Origin of the sequence: Psychrobacter sp. Pi2-52, from assembly GCF_904846705.1 — a bacterium.
Classification (GTDB): domain Bacteria; phylum Pseudomonadota; class Gammaproteobacteria; order Pseudomonadales; family Moraxellaceae; genus Psychrobacter.
Map to the genome: position 1 here is coordinate 36,820 of NZ_CAJHBS010000022.1, position 24,202 is coordinate 61,021.

Annotated in this window: 10 protein-coding genes; 5 read left to right on the forward strand and 5 right to left on the reverse strand. The window is 45.1% G+C overall.

Annotation, left to right across the window (positions count from 1 at the left end):
* The first annotated feature begins 7 nt into the window (after positions 1-7).
* The 5 genes from yghU to uvrA all read left to right on the forward strand — a co-directional run bounded on the left by yghU (position 8) and on the right by uvrA (position 8,986).
* A complete protein-coding gene (gene yghU / locus JMY00_RS11330; RefSeq protein WP_179799168.1) occupies positions 8-829 on the forward strand; it encodes a glutathione-dependent disulfide-bond oxidoreductase in 822 nt (273 codons plus the stop codon).
* A 262-nt stretch (positions 830-1,091) separates the two neighbouring features.
* Positions 1,092-2,384, forward strand: coding sequence for a DUF1176 domain-containing protein (locus JMY00_RS11335; protein WP_240990738.1), 1,293 nt, complete (start codon positions 1,092-1,094; stop codon positions 2,382-2,384).
* 604 nt (positions 2,385-2,988) lie between these two features.
* Positions 2,989-4,659 (forward strand): DEAD/DEAH box helicase, encoded by a 1,671-nt coding sequence (locus tag JMY00_RS11340; protein WP_201580219.1) that lies wholly within the window; start codon positions 2,989-2,991, stop codon positions 4,657-4,659.
* Between the two features lie 277 nt (positions 4,660-4,936).
* Positions 4,937-6,181, forward strand: a complete 1,245-nt coding sequence (locus tag JMY00_RS11345; RefSeq protein ID WP_201580220.1) for a DUF819 family protein — start codon at positions 4,937-4,939, stop codon at positions 6,179-6,181.
* A 237-nt stretch (positions 6,182-6,418) separates the two neighbouring features.
* Positions 6,419-8,986: an excinuclease ABC subunit UvrA gene (gene uvrA, locus JMY00_RS11350; RefSeq protein ID WP_201580221.1), complete on the forward strand. Its 2,568-nt coding sequence runs from the start codon at positions 6,419-6,421 to the stop codon at positions 8,984-8,986.
* A 97-nt stretch (positions 8,987-9,083) separates the two neighbouring features.
* Here uvrA and JMY00_RS11355 read toward each other — a convergent pair whose 3' ends face one another.
* From JMY00_RS11355 to JMY00_RS11375, 5 genes are all read right to left on the reverse strand, one after another.
* Positions 9,084-10,523 carry a reverse transcriptase family protein gene (locus tag JMY00_RS11355; protein ID WP_201580222.1) on the reverse strand — a complete coding sequence of 480 codons (1,440 nt, stop codon included), beginning with the start codon at positions 10,521-10,523 and terminating at the stop codon, positions 9,084-9,086.
* Between the two features lie 3 nt (positions 10,524-10,526).
* Positions 10,527-12,764 (reverse strand): hypothetical protein, encoded by a 2,238-nt coding sequence (locus JMY00_RS11360; protein WP_201580223.1) that lies wholly within the window; start codon positions 12,762-12,764, stop codon positions 10,527-10,529.
* The gene (locus JMY00_RS11365) at positions 12,761-19,951 is read right to left on the reverse strand and encodes a HEAT repeat domain-containing protein (RefSeq protein ID WP_201580224.1); all 7,191 of its coding nucleotides are present in this window, start codon (positions 19,949-19,951) and stop codon (positions 12,761-12,763) included. Before JMY00_RS11365 ends, JMY00_RS11360 begins: the two co-directional genes overlap by 4 nt.
* Positions 19,885-20,502 carry a hypothetical protein gene (locus JMY00_RS11370; RefSeq protein WP_201580225.1) on the reverse strand — a complete coding sequence of 206 codons (618 nt, stop codon included), beginning with the start codon at positions 20,500-20,502 and terminating at the stop codon, positions 19,885-19,887. The genes JMY00_RS11365 and JMY00_RS11370 overlap by 67 nt, the downstream gene beginning before the upstream one ends.
* A gap of 71 nt (positions 20,503-20,573) precedes the next feature.
* Positions 20,574-23,978 carry a BRCT domain-containing protein gene (locus tag JMY00_RS11375; RefSeq protein WP_201580226.1) on the reverse strand — a complete coding sequence of 1,135 codons (3,405 nt, stop codon included), beginning with the start codon at positions 23,976-23,978 and terminating at the stop codon, positions 20,574-20,576.
* Between the last annotated feature and the right edge of the window lie 224 nt (positions 23,979-24,202).

Below are 24,202 nucleotides of genomic sequence, written 5' to 3' on the forward strand. Positions count from 1 at the left end.
ATAAATTATGAGTCAAGATAATAATAAATACGTACCACCAAAAGTTTGGACGCAAGATAAAGACAACGGCGGCAAGTTTGCTAGTATTAATAGTCCAACGTCTGGAGCTCGCTATGATAAAGAGCTGCCCGTTGGTGATGCCCCGTTACAGCTGTACTCGTTAAATACACCAAATGGTGTCAAGGTAAACATACTATTAGAAGAGCTGGCAGAGCTTGGTATTGATGGGGCAGCATATGATGCCTACAAAATCGATATTTCTAAAGGCGAGCAGTTTGGCTCAGGGTTTGTAGAGATAAACCCCAATTCAAAGATTCCAGCCTTGGTCGATCATTCTACTGATACAGCGGGGGAGCCGATAGCACTCTTTGAGTCAGGCGCTATCCTAATGTATCTAGCAGAAAAGTTTGATAAATTTCTGCCACTGGCTACTGGCAAAGCGCGAGCAGATTGTCTGTCTTGGATTATGTGGCAAATGGGTAGCGCGCCTTTCTTAGGTGGCGGCTTTGGTCACTTTTATGCGTATGCGCCTGAACCTTTAGAGTATCCAATCAACCGCTATACGATGGAAACCAAGCGTCAGCTCGATGTATTAAACACGCATTTAAAAGATCATGAGTACCTATGCGGCAATAATGAATCTGATTACAACATTGCGGATATGATTGTCTGGTCTTGGTATGGCCAGTTGGCACTAGGTAAGCTCTATGATGCAGCAGAATTTTTACAAGTAGAAGACTACAAACACTTGCAGCGTTGGGCTAAGAAAATCGCTGAACGTCCTGCGGTCAAACGTGCAGTAGCGCTAGAGCTAAAACCAATCGACTAAACTAAGTACTCAATACAGTTTAGATCTAACAGTACATTTTAAGCATAAATAAACCTTAAACACAGCAGCAAGGCTGATAAGCAAATAGCTTATCAGCCTTTTTATATATTCATAAAAATGAATATAACGTATGCTAGGTCTTCCCTTTGTCTTTACACAATGATACATTAGTACAACAGATAGAAACACTAGTGCGTTAAGATAGCCGAGCACCATTACAATAGACAGGTGTTTATACTTCTTCTACTGAAAGGTGATGATTATGAAAGACAATAATTATATAAACGATATGTCGCTATCAAGAGGCGCTGATTTAACTGGTGTTAGTAGGTCAGGCATTATCTATGACGATAATAATTATGATGACAATAGCTATGAAGATAGTGCCCAGTCTAATAAAGATCCCAAAAACATCACTGTAGAGCATTATTCAGAAAACATACCTAAAAAAATAAAAGAACAACCCACCTATATGATAAAAAATAAAATATTACTGCCTGTACTTGTAGCGCTTAGTACCGCTTTATTTAGTACCACCAGTATGGCCAGTACATCGACTGAGTTTACCAGTCAAGACTGGCAAGTCGCTTGTGATAATACGCGTACGTGCCGGCTGGCAGGGTATCAAGCAGAGAATAACAGCGAGTTCCCGGTTTCTATATTGCTCGTACGCCGCGCAGGTGCGAATGCTGGCGTGGATGGTAAAGTAAAGCTTGGCGGAGCAAAGGACAGCTCGTCTAAAGCCTTAATGCAGCTTGGTAATCGTCATCGCATCTCGTTGTTTATTAATGACAAGGATTATGGTGAGACGAAGCCATATTCAGCCGCTGCAGGTAACGCTGAGCTTACTCAAGCGCAGGTAACTGCATTGTTAGAAGCTTTGACCAAATCTAGCAAGATTACGTTGGCCTTGCGCAATTCACGTTGGCAGCTCTCTGACAAAGGTGCCAGTGCTGCTATGCTAAAAGCCGATGAGTTCCAAGGTCGCGTTGGTACATCCAGTGCTTTTATCAAAAATGACGATGCTGCTAAATCTAGTGGTGGTATATTACCTCCCAAAGCCGCGCCAGTACTGCAGTTCATCGTTCCAAGCGCCAAAGCGGACGATGGTAATGACAAAAAGTTTGTAATGAGGTCCTCTCAGTTGGCAGCGTTGGTAAAAGGCACAATGAAAGATGCAGACAGCGTTTGTCCCAACCTTTCAGACAAATCACCTTGGCGTATCAGTCGTCTAAATGGCTCTCAGCTGTTGGCACAGCATGAGTGCTGGACAGGCGCTTATAACGCTGGAGCAGGGGTTTGGGTGCTCAATGATAGTAAACCTTATAAGCCAACGTTGGTTACGACCAATGCTACTGGCTACGATAAAGGCAAGCTTACCTCTGTACAAAAAGGTCGCGGCATCGGTGATTGCATGAGCAAAACCGATTGGCTATGGACGGGCCGTGCATTTGAAAAAAGCCATGAAAGCACCACTGGACTTTGCCGCTTAATCGAGGCGGGCGGGGCATGGCAGCTACCTACTTATGTAACAGAAGTCAAAGTAGTACGATAGATAAATAGTGAATAGCTCATTTGCTTTAGTTATTCAATTCTGCTGTAGTTATTAAATAAAACAACTAAACTTGTTTATTATCAACACTGTTAGTGCTTATTTACTCAGTAATTGAAGAAATAGGTACATATATTTTTTTATTGTGCTATACTGCGTCGCCACGTTAGCTTAGGCTTTCGTGAATTATGAGATTGATAACATCGCCTGCGATTTTGGGTCTAGGATGACCATAAGTAATTGTTGCCGATGATTTTGTGTACTTAAATAACCTTTAAAAATATCAGTTATTTTTGACTCATATCTTATCTACTGGCCTATAACTAGGGTCTAGATTGGTTGCTGTTTGCCTTTATCTGCTTTGGACAAAGCATTGATAATGAGCGTATATCAAGCAAGGATAAGACACTCGGCACTACCACCAAAATACGTCAGACAGCACGAACGCATTTATTATAAAGACGCTAAGCTCTATTGGCTTGGTTTCTAATTATCGACAATTTTATATTGCTCGGTAATGCTAATAAGAGCAGCGTGGTGAACGGTTATCAGTGGTATGCATCAAGTTTGCTGAATTTACAGCAACTTATACTTACCAAGGATTCTTATGACTGACATCTTATCTGCAATCGCCGCTGAAAACGGCATCATCGAAAGCACTGACACTCCAAATACTGATAACAATACTCAAGCGGCTGCTACTGACGCCACTGAAGAAAACAAAATCACTTTTACTGATCTTGGCATTGCTAAGCCAATTCTTACTGCGCTTGATCGCAGTGGCTATACCAATCCAACCCCTATTCAAGAACAAGCCATTCCTTTTGCTCTAGCTGGTCGTGACCTTTTATTGTCAGCGCAAACGGGTAGTGGTAAAACAGCGGCTTTCGTTATCCCTGTACTTGACCGTTTGAGCCGTGCTACTAGCTTTGACAAACTAACCAAAGCACTTATCCTAACGCCAACGCGTGAACTTGCTCAGCAAGTACATGACAGCGTTCGCACTTATTCTAAAGATATGCGCGGTCTATTTTGTGTACCACTAGTTGGCGGCGCACCATACAACGGTCAGATCACTGCTTTGAAAAAGGGCGTTCAAGTAATCGTTGCAACTCCTGGTCGTCTACTTGACCATATCAATGCAGGTCGCGTTGATTTGTCAAACCTAGAAGTATTGGTACTTGACGAAGCTGACCGTATGCTAGACATGGGTTTTGCTGATGACATCAGTGACATCCTTCGTGCAGCGCCAATCGATCGTCAAACGATCATGTGTTCAGCAACTTGGGATGGCCCAGTAGGTAAAATCGCTGCCAGTTTCACTAAGAACCCTGAGCGCGTATCAATCAAAGTAGAATCTGCACACATCGAAGAAAAAGTGTACTACTGTGATGATTTTGATCACAAAAACCGTTTACTTGACAAAATCGTTTGCCAACAAGATATGGAACAGATCATTATCTTTGCTGCTACCAAACGTAGCACTGAAAAACTGGCTAAACAGTTACAAGAAGCAGGCCATAAAGCAAGCTTCCTACATGGTGACTTGCCACAGAGCAAGCGTAACCGTATCGTTCAAGACTTGCGTAATGGTAAAGTAAAAATCCTAGTAGCGACTGATGTTGCTGCTCGTGGTCTAGACATCCCAGCTATCTCGCACGTTATCAACTATGACTTGCCGCGTCAGACTGAAGATTACGTCCATCGTATCGGTCGTTGTGGTCGTGCTGGTCGTACTGGTGTTGCTATCAGCCTATGTAGCATGGATGATCGTCCACAGCTTAACGCTATCAACCGTTATTTAGATCGCAAAATGGAAGTATGTGTTATCGAAGGTATGGAGCCTAAGAAAACTTACGTACCTAGCGAAAACAAAGGTAATGGTCGTGGCCGTGGTCGTGGTCGTTCTAACGGCGGTGGCGGTCAAGGCCGTGGTCGTTCAGGCGGTGGCTATGCTGGTAAATCTAGCGGTGGTGGTCAAGGCCGCGGTCGTTCAAGCGACAGCGCTCCAACTGGTCAACGCGCTAGCAACGACAGTGGTTATCAAGGTAAGCCACGTGATTCATCTGGCAAACCAAATGAGCGTTCAGGTGGTAAGCCGTATCAAGGTAAGCGCACTGGTGGCCCAAGCCGCGGTGATAGCAATGGCGTTCCACGTGGTGAGCGTGCTGCAACTGGTCGCGGTCGTCCAAGCGGCAGCCAAGGCCGTCCAGCTGGTCGTTCTGACAGCCGTGGTCAAGGTCGTCCAAACGGCGGTAACCGTGGTAACAACTCGTAATACAGCTATATTTGACGATTAAAATCATTGATTCATTAATCGTCTAAAGATAGCACTAAAAAAGCCAGATACTTGTTATCTGGCTTTTTTGCGTTTACTTGTTTTGTATGGCGCCATGATTACTTTATGCCCTTACTTGCCTAACCGTTACCTTGCTATTTATTCCGTCAAATACTACTCGGCAAATCCTAGCTAATAGTCGATGGCTGCTTGCAGGAGTTTTTTGCCTTGTCTATACTGATTTACTTTTGCCCGTTGTAACTCTTGGAGCGCCTTGATGCCTGCCACCTCAAACTTAGCAATTGATAATTTGCCATTAGCCTTTGGCATCATCATGGCCATTATTGGTCTGGTTTTTTATACCCAAGGATTACCGGGTAAATTTTGGCGTCGATTTTATGCCATATTGCCTGGTATTGTGCTTTGCTGCTTTATACCAGCCACTCTAAATAGCTTAGGCGTGTTTGCCGATGGTATTGGTTCGCAGATTTATGGTTTTACTGCCACTTACTTACTGCCAGCAAGTTTGCTGTTGATGACCTTGTCCATGGATGTGCCTAAAATACTGGGCTTAGGCTGGAAAGCAATCGCGATGTTTTTTGCTGCCAGTATTGCTATCGTCATCAGTGGCCCGATCAGTTTGGGAGTCGCTAAGTGGATATCGCCTGCGATGTTTACCGATGATACGTTATGGCGTGGGTTCTCGGCCGTAGCAGGCAGCTGGATAGGCGGCGCGGCCAACCAAGCAGCGATGAAGGAGCTGTTTGGGGTCAGTGATGATTTGTTTGGTATGATGATTTTGGTTGATACTACCAATGCCTCATTGTGGCTGCTGGCTATTTTGTTAATGGCAAAACATAGCGATAAGATAGACCGCTTTTTGCGAGCTGATACGAGTAGTATTGATAAAGTAGTCAAAGCAGTTGAAAGCTATGAGCGTGATCATGCCCGCCCAGCAACCATTAATGATTTGATGGTGATGTTTGGTTTATGCTTTGCCATGGTCGGAGTGGCGCACTTTGTCGGTGGCCAGATTGCAGATTTCTTTGCCCCTTATAGTTGGGCCGTTCAGTATAGCTTTGCCAGCTCGTTCTTTTGGATGGTGGTGATTATCACTTTAATAGGCGTCATCTTTTCATTTACTAAGATTCGTCGGCTTGACCATGTGGGTGCATCAAAAATCGGCACCGTATTTATCTTTATATTGATTGCTGCTATTGGTATGCAAATCAATCTGGCTGGAATCGTCTCACAGTGGCGACTATTGCTTATCGGTTTACTATGGATGAGCATCCATGTCGTTATCATATTTGCCGTTGCTAGAATCATTCGAGCACCGTTCTTCTTTTTGGCAGTTGGCTCTAATGCCAATACGGGCGGTGCTTCTTCTGCACCGATTGTCGCCACAGCTTTTCATCCATCGCTAGCGCCTGTTGGCGTGTTCTTGGGTATTTTAGGTTACGCAGTAGGGACATTTGGTGGTTATATCAGCACCCAATTGATGCGCTTGGTTGTGTCTTAATGTCTAAATTTTCAGTTCTTGCTAAACAAAACCCGCCTTGATGCGGGTTTTTTATTATTAATGATTGGGTGACTTGAGTTATCGTTTTGTCTATCTATGCTATTGATATGTAAGCCTAGCCATGGCCACACATGAGTACGTGTTAACCTTTCTGCTAATTAAATAAAGACAACTAATCAAGTAAAGAAAACTAAGCACGTTAGGAATAAACAACGATTCGATAGGAACAATAACGCTATGGCAAATTCAGAAAAATTAGAAGAAAAAACAAGTAAAACAAGCACAGTGAGAAATACCCTTTATAACCCTGACCAAGATAATATTCAGGTCAGAGGTGCGCGCGTACACAATTTGAAGAACGTTGATGTTGACTTACCTCGTAATGCATTGGTGGTCTTTACCGGTATCTCAGGCTCAGGCAAGTCGTCATTAGCATTCGGTACACTATTTGCCGAGTCACAACGCCGTTATCTTGATTCTGTATCGCCTTATGCCAGACGACTCATTGATCAGGTCGATGAGCCGGATGTTGATACCATAGAAGGGTTGCCACCAGCAGTCGCCTTGCAGCAAAAGCGAGGTACGCCTTCAGTGCGCTCGTCCGTGGGTAGCGTAACGACGATATCCAATGGTCTGCGTATGCTGTACTCACGAGCAGGAGAGTATCCCGCAGATCAAGAGATTCTATACGCTGATGCATTCTCTCCCAACACCCCAGATGGCGCTTGTCCGACTTGCTCAGGTATCGGCCGTGTCTTTGAAGTCACTGAAAAGCTGTTGGTGCCAGACAATACCAAGACCATCCGTGAGCGTGCGATTGCAGCGTGGCCACCAGCGTGGCAAGGTCAAAACCTCAGTCGTATATTGACCACATTGGGCTATGATATTGATAAACCATGGCACACACTACCTAAAAAAACACGCGACTGGATTTTGTTTACAGATGATACGCCGACAGTGCCTGTCTATCCTGAATACAATATTGAGCAAACGCGCGATGCGATAGAAAACGGTGAGAAACCAAATTATATGGGTACTTTTATCAGTGCCAAAAACTTCATTTTGCACTCTTTTGCCACGACCCAAAGCCCGCGTACCAAAAAACGTGTCTCGCAATTTATGCAAATATCTGAGTGCCCAGAATGTCACGGAAAAAAACTAAAGAAAGAATCGCTATCGGTTAAGTTTGCAGGATTGGATATAGGCGAGCTATCACAGCTAACGCTAACAGAAATGGCGGAAAAATTAGAAGTAACCGCTTGTACCAAGGTAGCCGATAACACACCAAACCGCGAAAAAGCCATCGTCGCCCAGCGTATCGCCAGTGATATTCTCTCTCGTGTTGAAGCGTTGACAAGATTAGGGTTAGGCTATCTCTCGCTTGAGCGTACCACACCGACTCTCTCTCCTGGCGAGCTACAGCGACTGCGTTTGGCCACTCAAATTCGCTCGCAGCTGTTTGGCGTGGTGTATGTCCTTGATGAGCCATCGGCAGGTTTGCATCCTGCTGATACTCAAGCATTGCTAGGGTCTTTGGATGAGCTGATTGCAGCTGGTAATTCTGTGTTTGTTGTTGAGCATGATGTGAGTGTCATTAGACATGCTGATTGGATAGTCGATGTCGGACCAAAGGCAGGTACGCATGGTGGCGAGATTGTCTATAGTGGTCCTGTAGATGGTCTTCGTGAGGTAGCGCAGTCGCATACTGGTCAATACCTATTTGCCAATGCGACGTCTAACGCACAGTCAAAATCTAATACAAGGCAGCCGGCAGCCTGGCTCAAACTTGCCAACATTGAGCGAAATAATATTACAGGATTAGATGTTGAGTTTCCGCTTGGGGTCATGACCAGCGTCACAGGGGTATCAGGATCAGGCAAATCAAGTCTCGTCAGTCAAGCGTTGGTAGAGCTTATCAATGAAGCGTTGGGGCAAAAGACAGTCACAGAAGCGCCTGTCGGTGAAGCAGATTTACTTGAGCAAGAGCTTGAGTCAGTAACTGGCGGTGAAATTGTCGCTGGTATGGAGCACGTCCGTCGCCTTATTAATATCAATCAAAAAGCAATTGGACGTACACCGCGCTCTAATTTGGCAACCTATACTGGCTTGTTTGATGATGTGCGTAAGATTTTTGCGGCGACTAAGCAAGCAAAATCTCATGGCTATGATGCTGGCAGGTTCTCATTTAACACGACCAAAGGCCGCTGCCCAAATTGCGAAGGGTTAGGGTTTGTCAGTGTTGAGCTGTTATTTCTGCCAAGCGTCTATGCGCCTTGTCAGGTTTGTCATGGTCAACGCTATGACGAGGATACGCTAGCAATCACTTATCGAGACAAAAACATCGCTGAAGTTTTGAATTTAACAGTTGAAGCGGCACATGAGTTTTTTGCTGATGAGGCACCTATTTTGCGTGCATTAGAGGCGTTGCTACAAGTTGGACTTGGTTACTTACGTCTGGGTCAGCCTGCCACTGAGTTATCAGGCGGTGAGGCACAGCGTATTAAGCTTGCCACTGAGCTGCAGCGTGTGCAACGAGGCGACACGCTATATATATTGGATGAGCCAACCACTGGCCTACACCCTGCTGACGTGTCTATGCTTATGACGCAGCTGAACGGTCTTGTCGATGCGGGCAATACCGTCATCATGGTTGAACACGATATGCAAGTAGCTAGCAATAGCGATTGGATTATCGATATTGGGCCAGGAGCAGGGGATGCGGGCGGGGTAATCATCGCTCAAGGTACGCCATATGACGTTGCCCACTCAAAAGACAGCCGTACTGCACCGTTTTTATTGATATAATAGAAATATATTTATATTAGTACGCGTCATTAAAATAAGTATGAGTATTAGAAATGGGGTTTTCTAATACTCATTTTTTATAAATATAAATAAATATCTATACAGATGTCTCTTGCTGCACCTGCAAACGCTCAATTCTATCTAGATAAGCATGTCCTAGCTCCGGCTCTGCCGAGGCTATCCAAGCGGCATATCCTGACAACGTATTTAAAGTCTCATCCGCGCGTAATTTGCCGCCTGCCTCTAAGTTATGAACGGCTGCTCGTAACATTTTTTTGATCTGACGAGATACCCTAGGTACGCCTTGTCCATTGACCACCATGCCTGTCACTTGTTGCTGATTGCCTTTACGAATCACACGTGTCTTGTCGTTATTTAACGCAAAACCTTCTTCGCGTAATATCTTATGGACTGAGCCGAGCAGTTGTCCGATTAGCTTATTGTGCTGCGTATCGGCTTGTTTTTTTGCAGTGCTGGTCGTGGATTTAATCGTTGTTTTAGCCTTCGATTTGGGTGTAGTGACTTCAATAGCGGGCACACTAAAGGTCAAGTCATCGGCATAACGGCTATAACGTAGGCCCAATTGTTCTGCCAATCCTGTCAAGCGGCGATCCAGATTTAAGCAAACGATGTTCGTTAATGCTGGACTGGTGGGTGCGCCTTGTGGCAAGGCTCTATCACCCAATGCCACATAATAGGTGATGCCATCTTGCTGTACCACTTGCCTAGGCGACTCCGTACAGAGTAATGCCAGTAATGTCGAAATTTGCTCTGGGTAGCCGGCATGACGGAATACGCCTTTGACACGGCGCCAGCTCACGCTAGGGAAGAAATCTTTGACATCAAGCTTAATAAGGAGCTCGCTATTGCTATGTACTGCTGCGTTGGTCACGATAGATTTGCCGCGTACAAAGCCATGGGCGGCACCATGCGTCGTTAAGTTATTCAAAATATTATGCAAAATCCAGCGTTGTACAAACTTCAAACGTGGTATCGGCGACCATATTTGACGTGCTGTCCCATTGCGTTTGGCAATAGTAAAATGCGAATAAGACAGATTGGTTGCGACGTCCCTTTGATAGCACAATCCTTTTAACTGCGGAATGGAAAGGTTAACCGCTTCTGCTAACTCATTATGTTTACGCAGCAGTGGCAGCTTGTTTTCAATCAGCCGATTGGCCGCGTCTTTTACGTCCCACTTATCGATACTGGTATCGTCCGTCCAATATACATGACGACCAAGGTAAACCATGTGATGCGCTTTATATGCTTGCCAAGCAGCTTTTTTGAGATTTTTTTCTTCAGCTGCTTCCTTTTTTAAGGCTCTTTTATAGCGATCCCGTTCTTTTGGGCTCATATTGTCGACAGGTTGACGATCGACCATAAAGCCTTGACTGACCAGCTGCTGCTGAACATATTGGTAACGTCCGCCCGCCAGCTCAATATCTTGCCATAGTTGCTGCCACTGACGCTCAAAAGGAGTGGGTACTGGCTCAGGGCTGATGTAATCGTTATTGTTGGCTGTGTGTGTGGTCATACATTACATCCCTTGGTTTTCGATAAAGCCTTTGGCTTCAAATCTGGCAATATGTTGTAAAAATGCGGCTTTGGCTTGGGCAGGCTGATTGAACACCAGCTGCTGGCGCGTATCCTTGTCACCTATTGTTTGTTCAATGGTAATCTTCTTATGGGCAATGGTGATGTAAACATAAGCAATAGCGGTCTCTTGTGCGGTTAACGCTTGTGTCTTATCGCTTGCAGTTGCAGTTGCATGTGACTGGGCAACTGGTTGAGCTAAGGCCGTCAAATCAAGTGTCGTTGCAACAGGTAATGTCATTAACGAGCTATGGGCTGCTACTTGTACGCTTTCTTTTTTATTCTTAGGTTGATTAAAGCGCTTACTCGGTACGCGTTTACTCAAGACACGAGTGTCATGCCAACTATCATTGCCCGTATTGTTTGGGTCGTATTGATTATATCTAAGTCGTAGCACAATAAGATGCGCGCACACGCCATGAGTGAGACGATGTTGCAAGTACTGCGGACAGCTACATTCCGCCTTGGTAACTAGCCCTTCATCGCCTAATTGCAGCTGGCTGTGATAAGTACGTCTGTCTTCTTCGACATGAATATCTGCACGAATAGTAATACCTTTGACAGCGACAGTCTCAACTGTGAATTTCTGCACAGCATCTGTACGGCCAATCAAATCAAAAGCCTGCTTTTCTGCTTCGTTGTGATAAGCGAACTGTGCCATATCAAGCGGCACTTGGGTCAATGGTCTGTAATGATACAGCTGCGTCGCCACATCATAGCGAATTAAGCCTTGCTGAGTACCTGACAGTAACCACTGCTGTACTTGTGAGTGAGAAACAGGCACAGACGTTAATGAAGCATCTGCTGATAGCGACTTTACCAAATCTTCTAGCGTACTAGGGGTATTTTCCAGTGTCTTAATTAATACAGACAAGCCATTATGCTCATCGTTATTATCATTATTACTATCATCTAAGGTTGCTTTACTACTGTCTGATAACCCTTCAATAGCAGCTAATGTATTTTGCAGTGGGCGCTTTGGCAGTAACAAGTCAAAGTTTAATGACTGTGACCAGTTGGCTTGGCTAAAGCCTGTCATAGCAAAGGTAAAATGAAAGCCTTTGCCTTTTAGTGTCCAGTAGCTTGGCATGCCTTGCCCCAGTAGCGACACCGAAACGCTGTCAGTATGTGGCAATAGACATTTTAATAGGCTGAGACGACGGCGACCCCATAAGCGAATCAGCTTTGCTTGTTGACCTTGATAAGGCTTTTGCTGTTGGCTAATTTGGCTGGTGACAGTAATATCAAAAGGTTCTAATATAATCACCGGCAGCTGCTGCGGTCTAAGCTCAATTAATAGTCCACGGCGTTTGCCTTTGATATCAGCATGCATGCGCAGCTCAAATAGCACGTTATACAATGCGATTGGATCAAGATGGATGGTATCTTGTGGTAATTGACCTGCGGATTGAACTTGTAGCAATGCTCTGACCCAGCTTTTGGGCACATTGATGCGCTTTTCTATGATCTGTTTTTTTACGGTGGGCGTGGTTACTGTACTGTCAGTATCTGCTTCAGCTGTCTCTGGCATGGTTTCGAGTAATTGTAAGCCGACCGCTTCATGACCAATGTCTAATATCGTTTGTTGATGATCTCGTATTTTCTCAATACCGTTAAACAAGGCCGCACTATAGTCAATGCTTGTCGTACCAAGGGTAGGTTTGGTATTTTGCTCAAACATCTCATTGGTCAATGTCAATTGAGCATAGCAGCCTTCATCACGGCTAAATACCTCAAAGCTGACACCTTGCTCATGCACCTGAATAATCGGATCCAAAATACAAAAGGCAAGTGGGTCGTTATCGAATAGCCACGTGAAATAATCACGCTGCGCAGTAAACAGGTTTTTATTGCTGCTGGCACGGCGCATCTGCATAAATACCGTATATGCTGAGCGGTCTTTTGGTACATAGCGATAATCACTACTCACCACATCAAACAGCGCTAGCAAACTGTCACGAAAAACAAGGGGAGACTTGACCTTACCGTGGAAGTTAACCTCCGATCGATTTAGCTGAGCAAATAGTGCCACATGCTGAGTGTGTTCGGTCGTTTGCGCCTCCGAAAGTGATTGACTGATTTGGCTGGGTGCGGCGTAGTCCAACTGCATCATCAGGCCATCAGTGTTTGCTACTTCTGACTCTGTTTCTGATGCTTGGTCTAATTGATTGTCTATAGTCATTGACTGTCTCCTTCACCCTGATTGCTTTTTTGACTGCTGTCCTGACTATTTTGTGCTGCGATGGTCGAGCCAGGTTGCGCCTCCATATTGCCAGATGACAACGGACGCTTTTGCTGTGCTCGTATCATGGCACGTTGCCAGCGGCGTAGTACTTTATAAGCAAGCTTCTGAATGTCTGAGTTTTCATGTGCCATGAGCGTCGTCAGCCATTGTTCAATATTTGGATCATGTAGCTGCCCAAGCGCTTCGATGGCACGGATACGAACCGTCAGCTCCATGTTGTCATTACTCGCACAATGATAGAGTGCGTCAGCGTCTTTTGCTTTGATCCACTGTAGCAGCTGTTGATTGATTGGTATCTCGGTAGACGAGCCCTTAGGTTTTAGCGCATTGTTTTTCAACGCATTTCTTACTACAGTTATTATGGATTTTTGGGTAGATGTATCGCTTTGTTCAATACGAGCAATCAAATTTTCTAACAAAGTCTGATTATCATAAGCGAGCTGCGGTTGAGCTGTAGCTGATACAGTGCTCAACGTTGGCAAGATACTTGATAGCACCTTATCTTCAGCGACAGGTCTAGCCAGTAGTGCCAACAACGCTTGCTGCCACCAACCGCTAACAGTCGTAGAGAGCAGTGGGACGGAAGTGATGGTCAATGGTTGACGCGCATTATTGAGCCAATCAAGCATTGCCGAGATTTGCTTAGTAGCCGCTTTATCGGTAGCACCTTTAGCAGTTGTAATGGCTATATGACGCATGATTAACCACACCAGTTGCGAGATGGTAGTACGTACTTGCTCAACCATATCAATCCACTGACTATTATTGATGGTCGTTGGACTGCGGTTGATGGTGTCGATAAGCGTGTGCCATTGCTCGCTAGCTGTATCAAAACGCTGCTGTAACGTCGCAACCATTTCTTTGTCTAAATAGTTAGTTGGATATTGGGTCAGATAACACAGTCCAATATGCTGTGTCAGTGTGTTACTACTGCTAATCAATGCGGTAAGCTGCGATGTTGGCATTTCTTGCTTGGCCATAATGGCATTTTGCAGCGCCATCAAGGTGTCAGCTGGCAAGTGCGCGCCATGCTGGGTGATAAATGCTGCCAGATCATCGATGCTGCTATTATCAATGATACGCTTTAGACTCAAATGCTCAGTTTCTTCTACAAAGTCATTATTATGGCTTTGAATGGCTGCCCAATCATAAGGATAAATCTGCGATGCAAGGCTGCCCCAAGTTTTTTGCGCCGCAGTGTAAGCCGCCATAAGCACAGCACGGTCTAGATTGCTTGTCTTTAAGATATCTAACATTAACGCTTTATTGGCATCGCTATCATTCATCTGCAGTAGCCATACCGCATGCCTTTGCGGACGGAAAAATATGGCTTTATCAAGATGAAGGCGTATATAGCTGCGGATTTGTTCCCAAGCAGGCGTTGTGTTGAGCCAGCGCAGTCCATTTAACCAATGGATAATGGCCGGGTTGGTTGTTGTCAATGCGGGGTCTGACAGATGTGATTTTAGTAGCTCAAAGATATGTGGACTGTGCTCAAAGTCACCACCTTGTGCAAGGCGACCTAAGGCTTCACTGGCCACGTCTTGTAAGTAGTGCTCGTCGTCCTCGGCCAGTTTGATTAACTTATCATAGGCTTTGTATAAGGTATGAACCTGTAAGTTTTTATCAGCGTTGTCCGCAGGCGAGCTAGCATTAGGCGTGTCAGCATTTTGATTGTTATTGCTGCCTAGTAGCTCGCCAATGGCTAACACACTGCAGCTGCGGAATTCAGCATCAGGGTTATAATCGATCGTGGCCATCAAGATATTGACCCCATCAGCGTTACCACACTTAGCCAATCCTTCAGCCGCGGCAAATTGCACATCGGCGTCTTTATTACGCAGGGCGTTTTGTAATGAGGTAATGCTGCTATGTCGTCTTTTGGCTCGATATGCCAGTGCCTCTACCAATTTAAAGGTATAGTTAGCTGGTATCTGCTCGTAGGCTAGCGCTAAAGCGGTATCAATGCGCGAGGATAAATCGCTGTCGCCCGATTGTACCCATGTCAGTGACGGTAATAGCTGTGCGGCAAGCGCATAATCACTATGATTCATAAGCGTAGTAAACAGTGATAACAAGACTTGCGAGTCTCTAGGATGCTGACGTTGTAACCAGCGCGTGTCTTCACGCTCGTCCAAATAATCCTCAATTTTTTGATCGTAACCACTGATTTTTACTAAGGTATCAAATAAATATTTACGCTCTTCTTTATTTTTTTGCGGCGTGTGCTCAAACAGACTTTCTAAACGCTGTAGCAATGGCGCCACGAGATTCGTGTTACGTAGGTCAGCGATATCTGAGTAGATAACTTGTTTGGGTTTGTTGATATGGGGATCGTCAAGTAAGGCTAATAATCGTAAGTGCGCTTCATTAGCAACTTGTTCAGCAGTCGCAATATCAAAGCTACTCTTTAACTGACCTTCTAAAGTGTTCTTATTGATGAATTGGTACGACGTGAGTGCCTCAGTAAGTAATTTCCAGCTACGATATCTCTCATTACTGGACTGAGCGTCTTCAGCAAAATCAAACAAGCTATCAAATAGCGTGCTGTCCGCAAAGAGTACGTCATGAAACTCGATCAGTTGACTCAGTGCTTGATATTTTGCATTCCAATCATCACTCTTCACAGCATGCAGCAAAAACGTCAGCTTTTCTTGGCACTGCACTGACGGCGATTGACTGTTTGCAAAGGGCGTGACGATGACTTGTTTCCATTCAGCAACGATCTGAGGCAGTAACGACTGACAATAAGTCTGTAGCCCAAGCAAGCTGGCTGGCAGATGGCCTAGTCGGCCTTTTAACAGCTGATAGGTCTCTTCTGCTAAGGTGTGATTATTGGTTTTTAACAAATCAATGAGTTGTTGATCAGCGCTACTACTGACAGTAGCTGTATCCGATGGTTTGCTTTGCTGCTGTACGGCATTGTTATTTGCGGTATTTAGCAATAGATCCAAGCCGCGTTTGACCATATCACGGTAGGGCGTACTCATTGCATAGTCAGCCAGCTTTTTGGCAGGCATGTCCAGCTTATACAAGCATGCCCAAGCCAACTCACGAGTGTCAAAACTACTATGGTTCAGTAGTGGCAACAACACGCGACTGGTACTGTCTCGCCAGTCCTCATCGTTATTAGTGTTGTTATTGGTGTTCAGCTGCGATGGTTGAGTAGCAAGCCACATTAGCCCTCGAATGGCTTGGTCTGTGGTGCTGCTATTAGCATAATAATCGTCGCCTGCACGTATGACACCAATCCAAGCGCCAAAGGCAAGAGACTGATAAGGATAATGCACTTCCTGACTATCTTGTTGTTCAGTAGGAGAGCTACCGACTGTTTGCGCATTGCCTGCCATATTAACGGTGGCCGTAACTGGGTGAGCACTTAACAATGCCTGTAAACTGCGTTGCCATTTTTGTAATGTCTCAAAAACATCGTCCTCATCGTCATAGTAGTCATGGGCGAGTAATTCAGATAAGTGGCAAATGACACTAATGGTTTGCGCGCGTACCAATGGCTGCTGATGTCGACTGAGGTTGGCGAGCTGTTGTAAGTTTTCGGTACTGACGGTTGTCAGGATACTTGCTCGGATAGAGGATGTATTATGCGACTGTCCTTTAACACCACCTTTATATGCCGTGTTTGGCATGGCATCTATCATCATCGTAATGACTTCAGAGTGAGAAGATAAAATACTGCCTAATTGACGTGACAAATAATCACTTAGGTACTGCCACGTTGACGATAGTGCTTGCTGGTTATTGCGTTGTTGTACGTCATTCGGGTAACGAGCGAGTATATTGGCGTAGACTACTGCCGTGTCATTATCAGCAAAGCTTAATGTTTCTATCAGTCGATTGGGCCTGACAGTGCTGGTAGCGGTCTTTTCAGGAGCTTGCCTGCCACCTTGCAAGCCATTCTGTAAATCATTAAATATCAATAACAGTCTGGCTGCTAGGGCATAGGACTCTGACTCAAACAAAGGCTGTAATTGTCGTGCATGTGTAATACCTAAACCGTGCTGCGCTTGAAGCCAATAAACAGGCATTTTTGATGCTACCAGATTGCTATTGTCGATATTGCCATAAATATCATGAGTCAACAAAGCCTGCCCACGCGTATCACCTAGGATAGCCAAACCAAAATTGGCACAATGGCAAATAATGGGGCTCTCATCTTTTTGCCATTTGAGCAGCAGATCAATATCGTTTACAGTCACCATGAGCGTGAGTGTTGGAGCAAGTGATTTAAAATCGGCGTCAGGGTGGTGTAAATATTTATCGTACCAGTTAAGCGCGTTGTATGTTGAGGGATAAGCTAGCTTTGATAAACCAAATAATGCTTGGCCTACATGACTGTACCACTGAGTATATGTTTCACTTTTTTTGTCCTGAGATGGTATTGGTAGATCTAAGTAATGCTTAAAGACTTGGTACGCTTGCTCATCACTTCGCTTTGCCTGTTCTTCGTCAGTGTATAAGCGTGATTGGCTGGCCAGCAGTTGAGCGACTGTCAGCTGAATATCAGGATAAGGACTGTTGAGGGCCGCGGTAATCAATGCTTCGTGATGATTCGGTTGATCATCAGTGCTACTATCATCTAGGCTACTGTAATCCGCTAAAATAGTAGGCTGTAAGTCTGTCAGCGCCAAAGCGACCGTCAAAGCTTGTTTACGTAGCTCAATACTGTCATCAGCGAACATAGCCACGATAGCTGGCATCAGTTGTGTTAGCTGAGTCGTATTGGCTTTGGCTTGCACTGTCGTAAGGGCCAGTTGCTTGGTATCCGCATAAGGGCTGGCAAGCGCGTTCAGCATTACGTCAGCAAACCCTAAATGCTTGCTTTGCTTAAGTGTGATATCAAAGGCTTGCTTACGGATAGCGGCAAACGTATCTGCAAAAAACAAGGTTAAAACAGCTTGATTGGTCTTTTGACTATCAGTTTCTTCAACTTTATTTGTTTTATGCTTCGATGTCATCGACAGCAACAGTCGTTGCCATTCTTCGATCGCAACTTGATGCACATCTTCAAAGAGGCTTTGCTGCAATAGCTCAATGATGTCAACGATGGCACTGTCAGAAGTGTTTTTAGAAATATTGTCAGATGAATGCTTAAATTGGCGGTTTAATAGAACTTTAACCACTTCTAACCGAATGCTGGTAAAAGGATTATTCAATGCCTGTAGCAGTATGTCTGTCATCTCTGACGACATCTGAGCGCTTTTGTCACTGCTATTACCACTATTTGAGCTATCTGCTGCAACATGCTTTAAAAACAGTGCTAAAGACTGCTCGTGAATATCTTGATGTTTAGAAGCAAAACCCGTCGCTGCCCAAGACAATGCATTGTCTGCCAATTTGCCATAGGCTTGCATAGCCACTTGGCGCACGCCAGCGTCCTTATCGTCTAGTAATGTCGGTAGGACTGCTTTGGCGTCTTCTATATTTAAGTGGCCAAGCGCAGTGGCGACACCAGCACGGATGATGGCACTGTCATCATGGCTCATCAGACTAATCAGGGTGCCAAACGCCCGTTTGTCTTGCAAGCAAGCCAGCGCATAAGCCGCTCGAAAACTGATATCTTCATGACTATTGCTTAAGCTTTGTAATAAGGGCTCTAACGTGTCATTGCTTAGCTTTATAGATTCAGTAGCAGGCTTCTTGAATTTTGCCGTTTTAGCCTTACCCTTAGATGCTTGGGCACTATCTACTTGCGAGATAAAATCTTGCGTGGATAAGGTTAAACGGATCGCCTCATCGGATTGTTTAACATTATTATTCGCCGCTGTACTACTAGCGTTATCTAGTAGCGTGCCGCGTAGTAAGCGAAAGTCATCAAAATCAGTCAGGGTACGCAATGTTTGCGTGTCGCCTTGCTGTTTTAACGCCTCTATCAACTTGGGTTGAGACAGTAATGAGACATAAAATGCCGTTTGCCTAATCTCTGTATTACGATGATTCTGTAGCAGCATCAACTGACGCGAGACTTCAAGGTGATTTAGCATGCCGCGCTGATACAGACGAATTAACCCTGATTGGACAATGTCCGACTGATTGCAGTCTAATGCCATCAAATCTGCTTGCGGACTGTTCTCTGGCAATAAGGTCTCAAGTGAGGCCAATGCTTGCTTGCGAATATTCGCAAAACTGTGTGACAAAGCGTCTCTTAAAATAGGCAAGATGCGGCGCTGGCTTGTGGCATCCTTCATCGCGACCTTTAGGTAACCTTGTAACGCAGAAGCCACCACCTCTTCGTAGTAACGGTTTTTAAAGGCTTCTTCTAAATAATGCAGCGGGCGCTTCGCCGTACTTGCGCGGTCGGCCAAGGCATGAAAAGCAGCAAGGCGTACTTTTGCACTGTGCGCCGAGCTTAGTTGCTGCTCTAAAACGTGTGCAGTTTTATCAAGATTAGTAGTAGCAATCCACTGTACCAATTGCAACGCTTGGTTGGCCGTAAGTGTGTCACTATCAGCAAGTAATTTTTTAACCAGCTCTAACGTTTGGTTATCTGCTTGCGCCTGTAGCAGGGCCAAGCCTTCTTTAAACGACACATCATTATTGTTTGACGTATCTGTCAGTAACTGGCTGATTCTCTGATAGCCATCTTTGATGATATAAGTAACTGGCAGTAGCTTGCTATTTTTTGCCGTACTATTTTGTGAGGTGCTATTCTGTGACGTACTTTGAGTATGGTCAATAGGTATGAAACGTAGGCTCTGATCGGCACTGACGACGATGAGCGTTGGTTGTTCAGCGTAAGAAGATAAGACGATCTGTCGAGCCTTGGTTAGATCCTCCTTACAGCTGTTTGGTTGACCTTTATCAAATGCCCATGATTTGATGCTCTTGTCATCTGCTGCGGTAAATAACCGTGTGTCTGAGATACAAAGCGCTGTGATCATTTCGCTGTGTTGGCTAGACTTGGCTCTATCAACAGGATGCAGATCGCCTTGGACATGAGTACGGTACAAGCACTTATCTGCGCCTGCTGAGAAGAAGTACTGCCCGACTGGCTCAAAACAAAGCGCATTTACTTTACCTTGATGGAGCTGTTTGCGGCTACTTAGATTGAGCTGAGCTTTATCTGAGGTCCATTGATAGCTACTAACATCTCCCGTTTTATCTGCCACCACGAGCCATCACTTGACGTTGCTAACGCTGTTAATGCGGATTCTTTACTTGATGTTGCTATAGAAGACGAGTAAGGCTTAATGATGACAGTACTGCTGGCTTGACTGTCCTGATAAGGCCATACCACGAGGTGTTTGGGGTATAGAATAGCCAGTGCATCTTGTAGCGGTGCCATTGCTACGGCACGGCCTATATCATTATTATTATGTTCAGGTGCATCGAGCAAGGATTTGGCACTGGTCTTCTTAACTTTCTTGGCTTGCCAATCCGTTTGATAAAGATGACCATCATCACCAATCATAACAATAGTGCTGTCATCTATTTTGGTGATGGCTTGCATCGCACAAGGCAGCGCTGTTGTCGATAAGCTAAATTGCTCACCTTGTTGATCAAGGACGTATAAGACCGTAGCAGATGCTTGCTGCTGGCGAGTAATAAAAAGACTGCGCCCATCTTGCTTGGTTGTCTTTTGAGTTGCCGCTTGGGTGCTGTTGGCCTTACTGACTAAGCCAATGATTTGACCCCAATAGGGGAGTGTTATTGTTTTCATGGTGTTATCTCAGTTGAGGTGACGTCATATTTTTTTAAGTATCTTTTATCTATATCTGTTTGCCAAAGCCGTCAAGCAGAGACCACTGGCTGCAGGTTTTTAGATAGCTCAGGATAGCGATGCAATAACCGTGTGACGGCAACTAAGCACGCATGACGCTCCATCTTGCCTGCCGAGTGCGTAAAGGTGAACAGTGTGGGCATAATGAGCGCTGCAAAGGTACTGTCAGCCAATGCTACATCACGGAACGTTTCAATCAACGCCAATTTGGCACGACTCGCAGATATGGGTTTTAGCGTGATATTGCTATCTGACTCAGCTACTTCGTATGACTGTGATGATGAGCGCTTATCTGAATAGCGTTGATATTTTTGCTTATTACTGTCACTAGTACTTGGCTCTTGCGAACCGCCTAGACGACCAGGTGGTAACTCGAATAGACCACGGCGTAGCAGCATTAGTAGCTGATCAACCTCTGCAGGCAAGCTTGCCAAACGTTTATCTGACTGCTCTGTTATGACTGGTTGAGCACAGCTGTCTTTATCTTGAGCAGCATCTTTATCTTTACTATCGCTACTGGTTGGTTGCCAGTTTGGGGATACGTGACGCGCCTTGTAGTGTTTCCATAGCATGGTCACGGCGGCATAACGTACTTCACGGTCTGTGCTTTGGGTCAATCGATATAAAGACTGCACATCTTGGAAGTTGGCGTGACGCTGCAGTAAGGTGATACCGATTTGGCGAGCGACTCGCGCTTTGCTGTCAATCAACGCATTCAACATGCCAGCACTCAATTGTGCTGACTGAACGTGGTAACGTCGATTGGCAACGGACGGCTTGTCCAATAGCGCACGCTTCAGCAGTTGCGTGACCTCAGTATAGGGAGATTCTGCCATCATCAGCCATAGGGCTGGCGTCGGTTGCCACGTCGCCATTTCATACTCACTCAGTAATAAGCCAAATGCTCGCAGCTGGCTGTTACGGTGTTGCAATAAAGGAATGACGCGCTCCGCATCAAAGAACGAAGAAGGGATAATCGCATCGGGATCGACTGGTCTGTCTGTCAGTGCCATACAGATCTGTTCATGATGATGACTGAGGTAGCTGATCGCAAGCTCACTGATAGGTGCAGTAGCATCATCTGTTGCCATATGCCACAGTGCATTGGCACCTGCAAAAGTATCGTCTTCAGATACCTCTCTAGATTGACCACTTAACATCTGCAAAAATGCGGTTTCGGAGATAATCTTTAGCGGCGCACCATCGGCGATTAAGCTTTCGGCCTTAACTTGCTTGCTACCTTTACGGCCATTGCCATATAATGGTGAACCATCATCACCGATGACCAAGTAATCTAACTTGCCGTTGACGGCGCTGCTAATAGCACCATTAGCCGCTTTCACAACTTTTTCGGCCTCGCCACGAGTCATGCTTTGCATCTTGCCTGTGAATAAATAGCGTTGGCCGGTTAAATCTACTTCAGTAGCAGCATCGCTATTTGAGTCTTTATTGTCAGTGCTATTACTGGAAGCGTTATCAGTAGAGTCGCCTTCATTGCTGTCGAGATATGCGATAAAGTCGGCAGGCAAGAACCCTTTGTTAATGCGTTCAATCGCAAATTCACGATAGAGTGCTTGTTCGCTATGCGCAAGGTTCATAAGCCAGTCGAAACCTAAATCTATCGGCGCAAACCGACGCACATCAGACAGCCAATCTCGCACGTTTTCTGCTAAGTACTCATCAAAGGCCAAGTGCTTTTGCCAGTTTTTAATAGGCGCGTCAGCAGATTTTAATTGTTCAATATATTCACTCACTTGCCAGTCAGGCTCATAGGCAAGTGCATGCCAATAGCTCATATCAAGCGTCGCAGTTGACAGTACATCTTCATCAAACCAATCGGTAATAGTCGCTTGCGATAATGGGTTTAATAACAGTGTTTGCCACACGGCAGCGTTTACTTGGCTCAAATCCAAACGTCTGAGGTGGTCCAACGCAAAGTTCATGCAGTCGCTATCGTTATGAGCAGAGAAGTCCTGTTGCTCTTGCTCTGGTATATCTAACTGCTGGGCAGCGCGAATAAAGTATTCAGTCCCTAGCTCTTTGGCACTATAAAGCTCAGGCAGTTTTTGTATCGCAAATTTTACGCTGTGTGTTCTACCGCTAGTCAATCGTTCAAAAAACCACTCAGGGGTTAAATCGCGCCTCGTAAAGTGTTTGCTAAGTTGTTTGCTCGCGGTTTGATAGTGATGTTCTGTGTCTAACAGCTGACCCCAACCGTTGACACCGATATCAGCAACAGGATCACGACTTAAGATATTGTTGATGGCAAATGCTCTAACAGGCTCATAATCTGACATGGCCAGTAACATCAGCTCAGTGAGTGATAAGTCCTGAGCATAGCTTTTGGCATAGCCAATCGCATATTGATAGGCGGCAGGATAGTGTGAATGGAGTAGCTGCAATACGACTTGATGCAAGCCCAATACTTGAAACTTAGACTTTTCAAAATGCGGTGAGTTTTCTAATAGCCAAACAATCATCTCATCACGCGCTTTGCTGTGCGCTTGTCCGGCAGATAAATATTGTAGCGTCTCACCACTCACATCACGTAATTGGGTTTTGAAATCGTGCTTTAGGCTATCGGTTGCAAACTGTCTGATAGCCTCGTTTCTGGCGATGGCCAGTAACTCAGTAAGTGGTTCAGGGTCTCGTTGCCATGCCTCAGAAAACGCGCGACCTTTGGCATCAAAGAGCTTGCGAAGTGAGCGACTGCTGAATCGATTGACGCCATAATCAAGACTGTTATGGAAACAGATATGATTAAGTACCCAGCTGTTCGTTTGTGCAAGGCTGCCTGCCGTCATGGTTTCGTCATAGCTGGCGAGTACACAGACGGCAGCATCAATGTAGCCAATTGGCATTTGCTGACCCAGTTGACGCAAATAACGCCAGGCTCTGAGGCTCATATAGGTTTTGGTAGCTAGGCTGACCGCAGAGTTGGCGGTTTGATTGAAACGCTGTAAATCAATCTTGGCAGCTATTTGTCCAAATATCTCATAATCTTGAGAAAATTCTGCTTGCTTATAAATACGCTTTAAACCCTTCCACACACCGTAGCTAACTGGCAAAGCCGTAATGGCTTGTTTTAAAATAGTTCTAGAATACGCGCTACCATCTTCCCACAGTGCGGTCAGTATTAAGTGGATTTTGTAGCGATCTGGGAGGGGGTAGACGCCTTCGTCTGCTTCCAGTTTGGCAATCATTGCCACGCGCTCTGCAAACTGTACTTCGGGGTGTTGCTCCCGAAACTGATGACTAAATATCTTATCTAAAAACCGATCAAAAGTAAGCTCATGCTCAGGGATGGGCGTCTCGGGAATCGCATCAGCTTGAGTTGCCAATGTACATAATTTATCGACCAAACTTGGATCTTGGGCTTGCCAAGCTTGCTGAATTTGTGAAAATGACAGACTCATAGAAATTTGCCTTAATTTTTATTTTGTCAGTGCGCGTAATTTTGTAGCATCATAAAAGCGCGTTTCACAGAAAATATCAAGGACTTTTGTAAGGAAATATATGGTCTGCGACATATGGCGTCGCGCATAATTTTATTTGTAATTATATATTGACAATAATAAATGTTATGAGGCAAACTTAACGAGTTGTGAGATTTAGCGTTTCACCGTTTACGGTGAGGGGC

What these genes read in the sequence shown, in the direction of transcription:
- yghU (WP_179799168.1), top strand. Translation starts at nt 8, where the DNA reads ATGAGTCAAGATAATAATAAATACGTACCACCAAAAGTTTGGACGCAA.
- JMY00_RS11335 (WP_240990738.1), top strand. Translation starts at nt 1,092, where the DNA reads ATGAAAGACAATAATTATATAAACGATATGTCGCTATCAAGAGGCGCT.
- JMY00_RS11340 (WP_201580219.1), top strand. Translation starts at nt 2,989, where the DNA reads ATGACTGACATCTTATCTGCAATCGCCGCTGAAAACGGCATCATCGAA.
- JMY00_RS11345 (WP_201580220.1), top strand. Translation starts at nt 4,937, where the DNA reads ATGCCTGCCACCTCAAACTTAGCAATTGATAATTTGCCATTAGCCTTT.
- uvrA (WP_201580221.1), top strand. Translation starts at nt 6,419, where the DNA reads ATGGCAAATTCAGAAAAATTAGAAGAAAAAACAAGTAAAACAAGCACA.
- JMY00_RS11355 (WP_201580222.1), bottom strand. Translation starts at nt 10,523, where the DNA reads ATGACCACACACACAGCCAACAATAACGATTACATCAGCCCTGAGCCA.
- JMY00_RS11360 (WP_201580223.1), bottom strand. Translation starts at nt 12,764, where the DNA reads ATGACTATAGACAATCAATTAGACCAAGCATCAGAAACAGAGTCAGAA.
- JMY00_RS11370 (WP_201580225.1), bottom strand. Translation starts at nt 20,502, where the DNA reads ATGAAAACAATAACACTCCCCTATTGGGGTCAAATCATTGGCTTAGTC.
- JMY00_RS11375 (WP_201580226.1), bottom strand. Translation starts at nt 23,978, where the DNA reads ATGAGTCTGTCATTTTCACAAATTCAGCAAGCTTGGCAAGCCCAAGAT.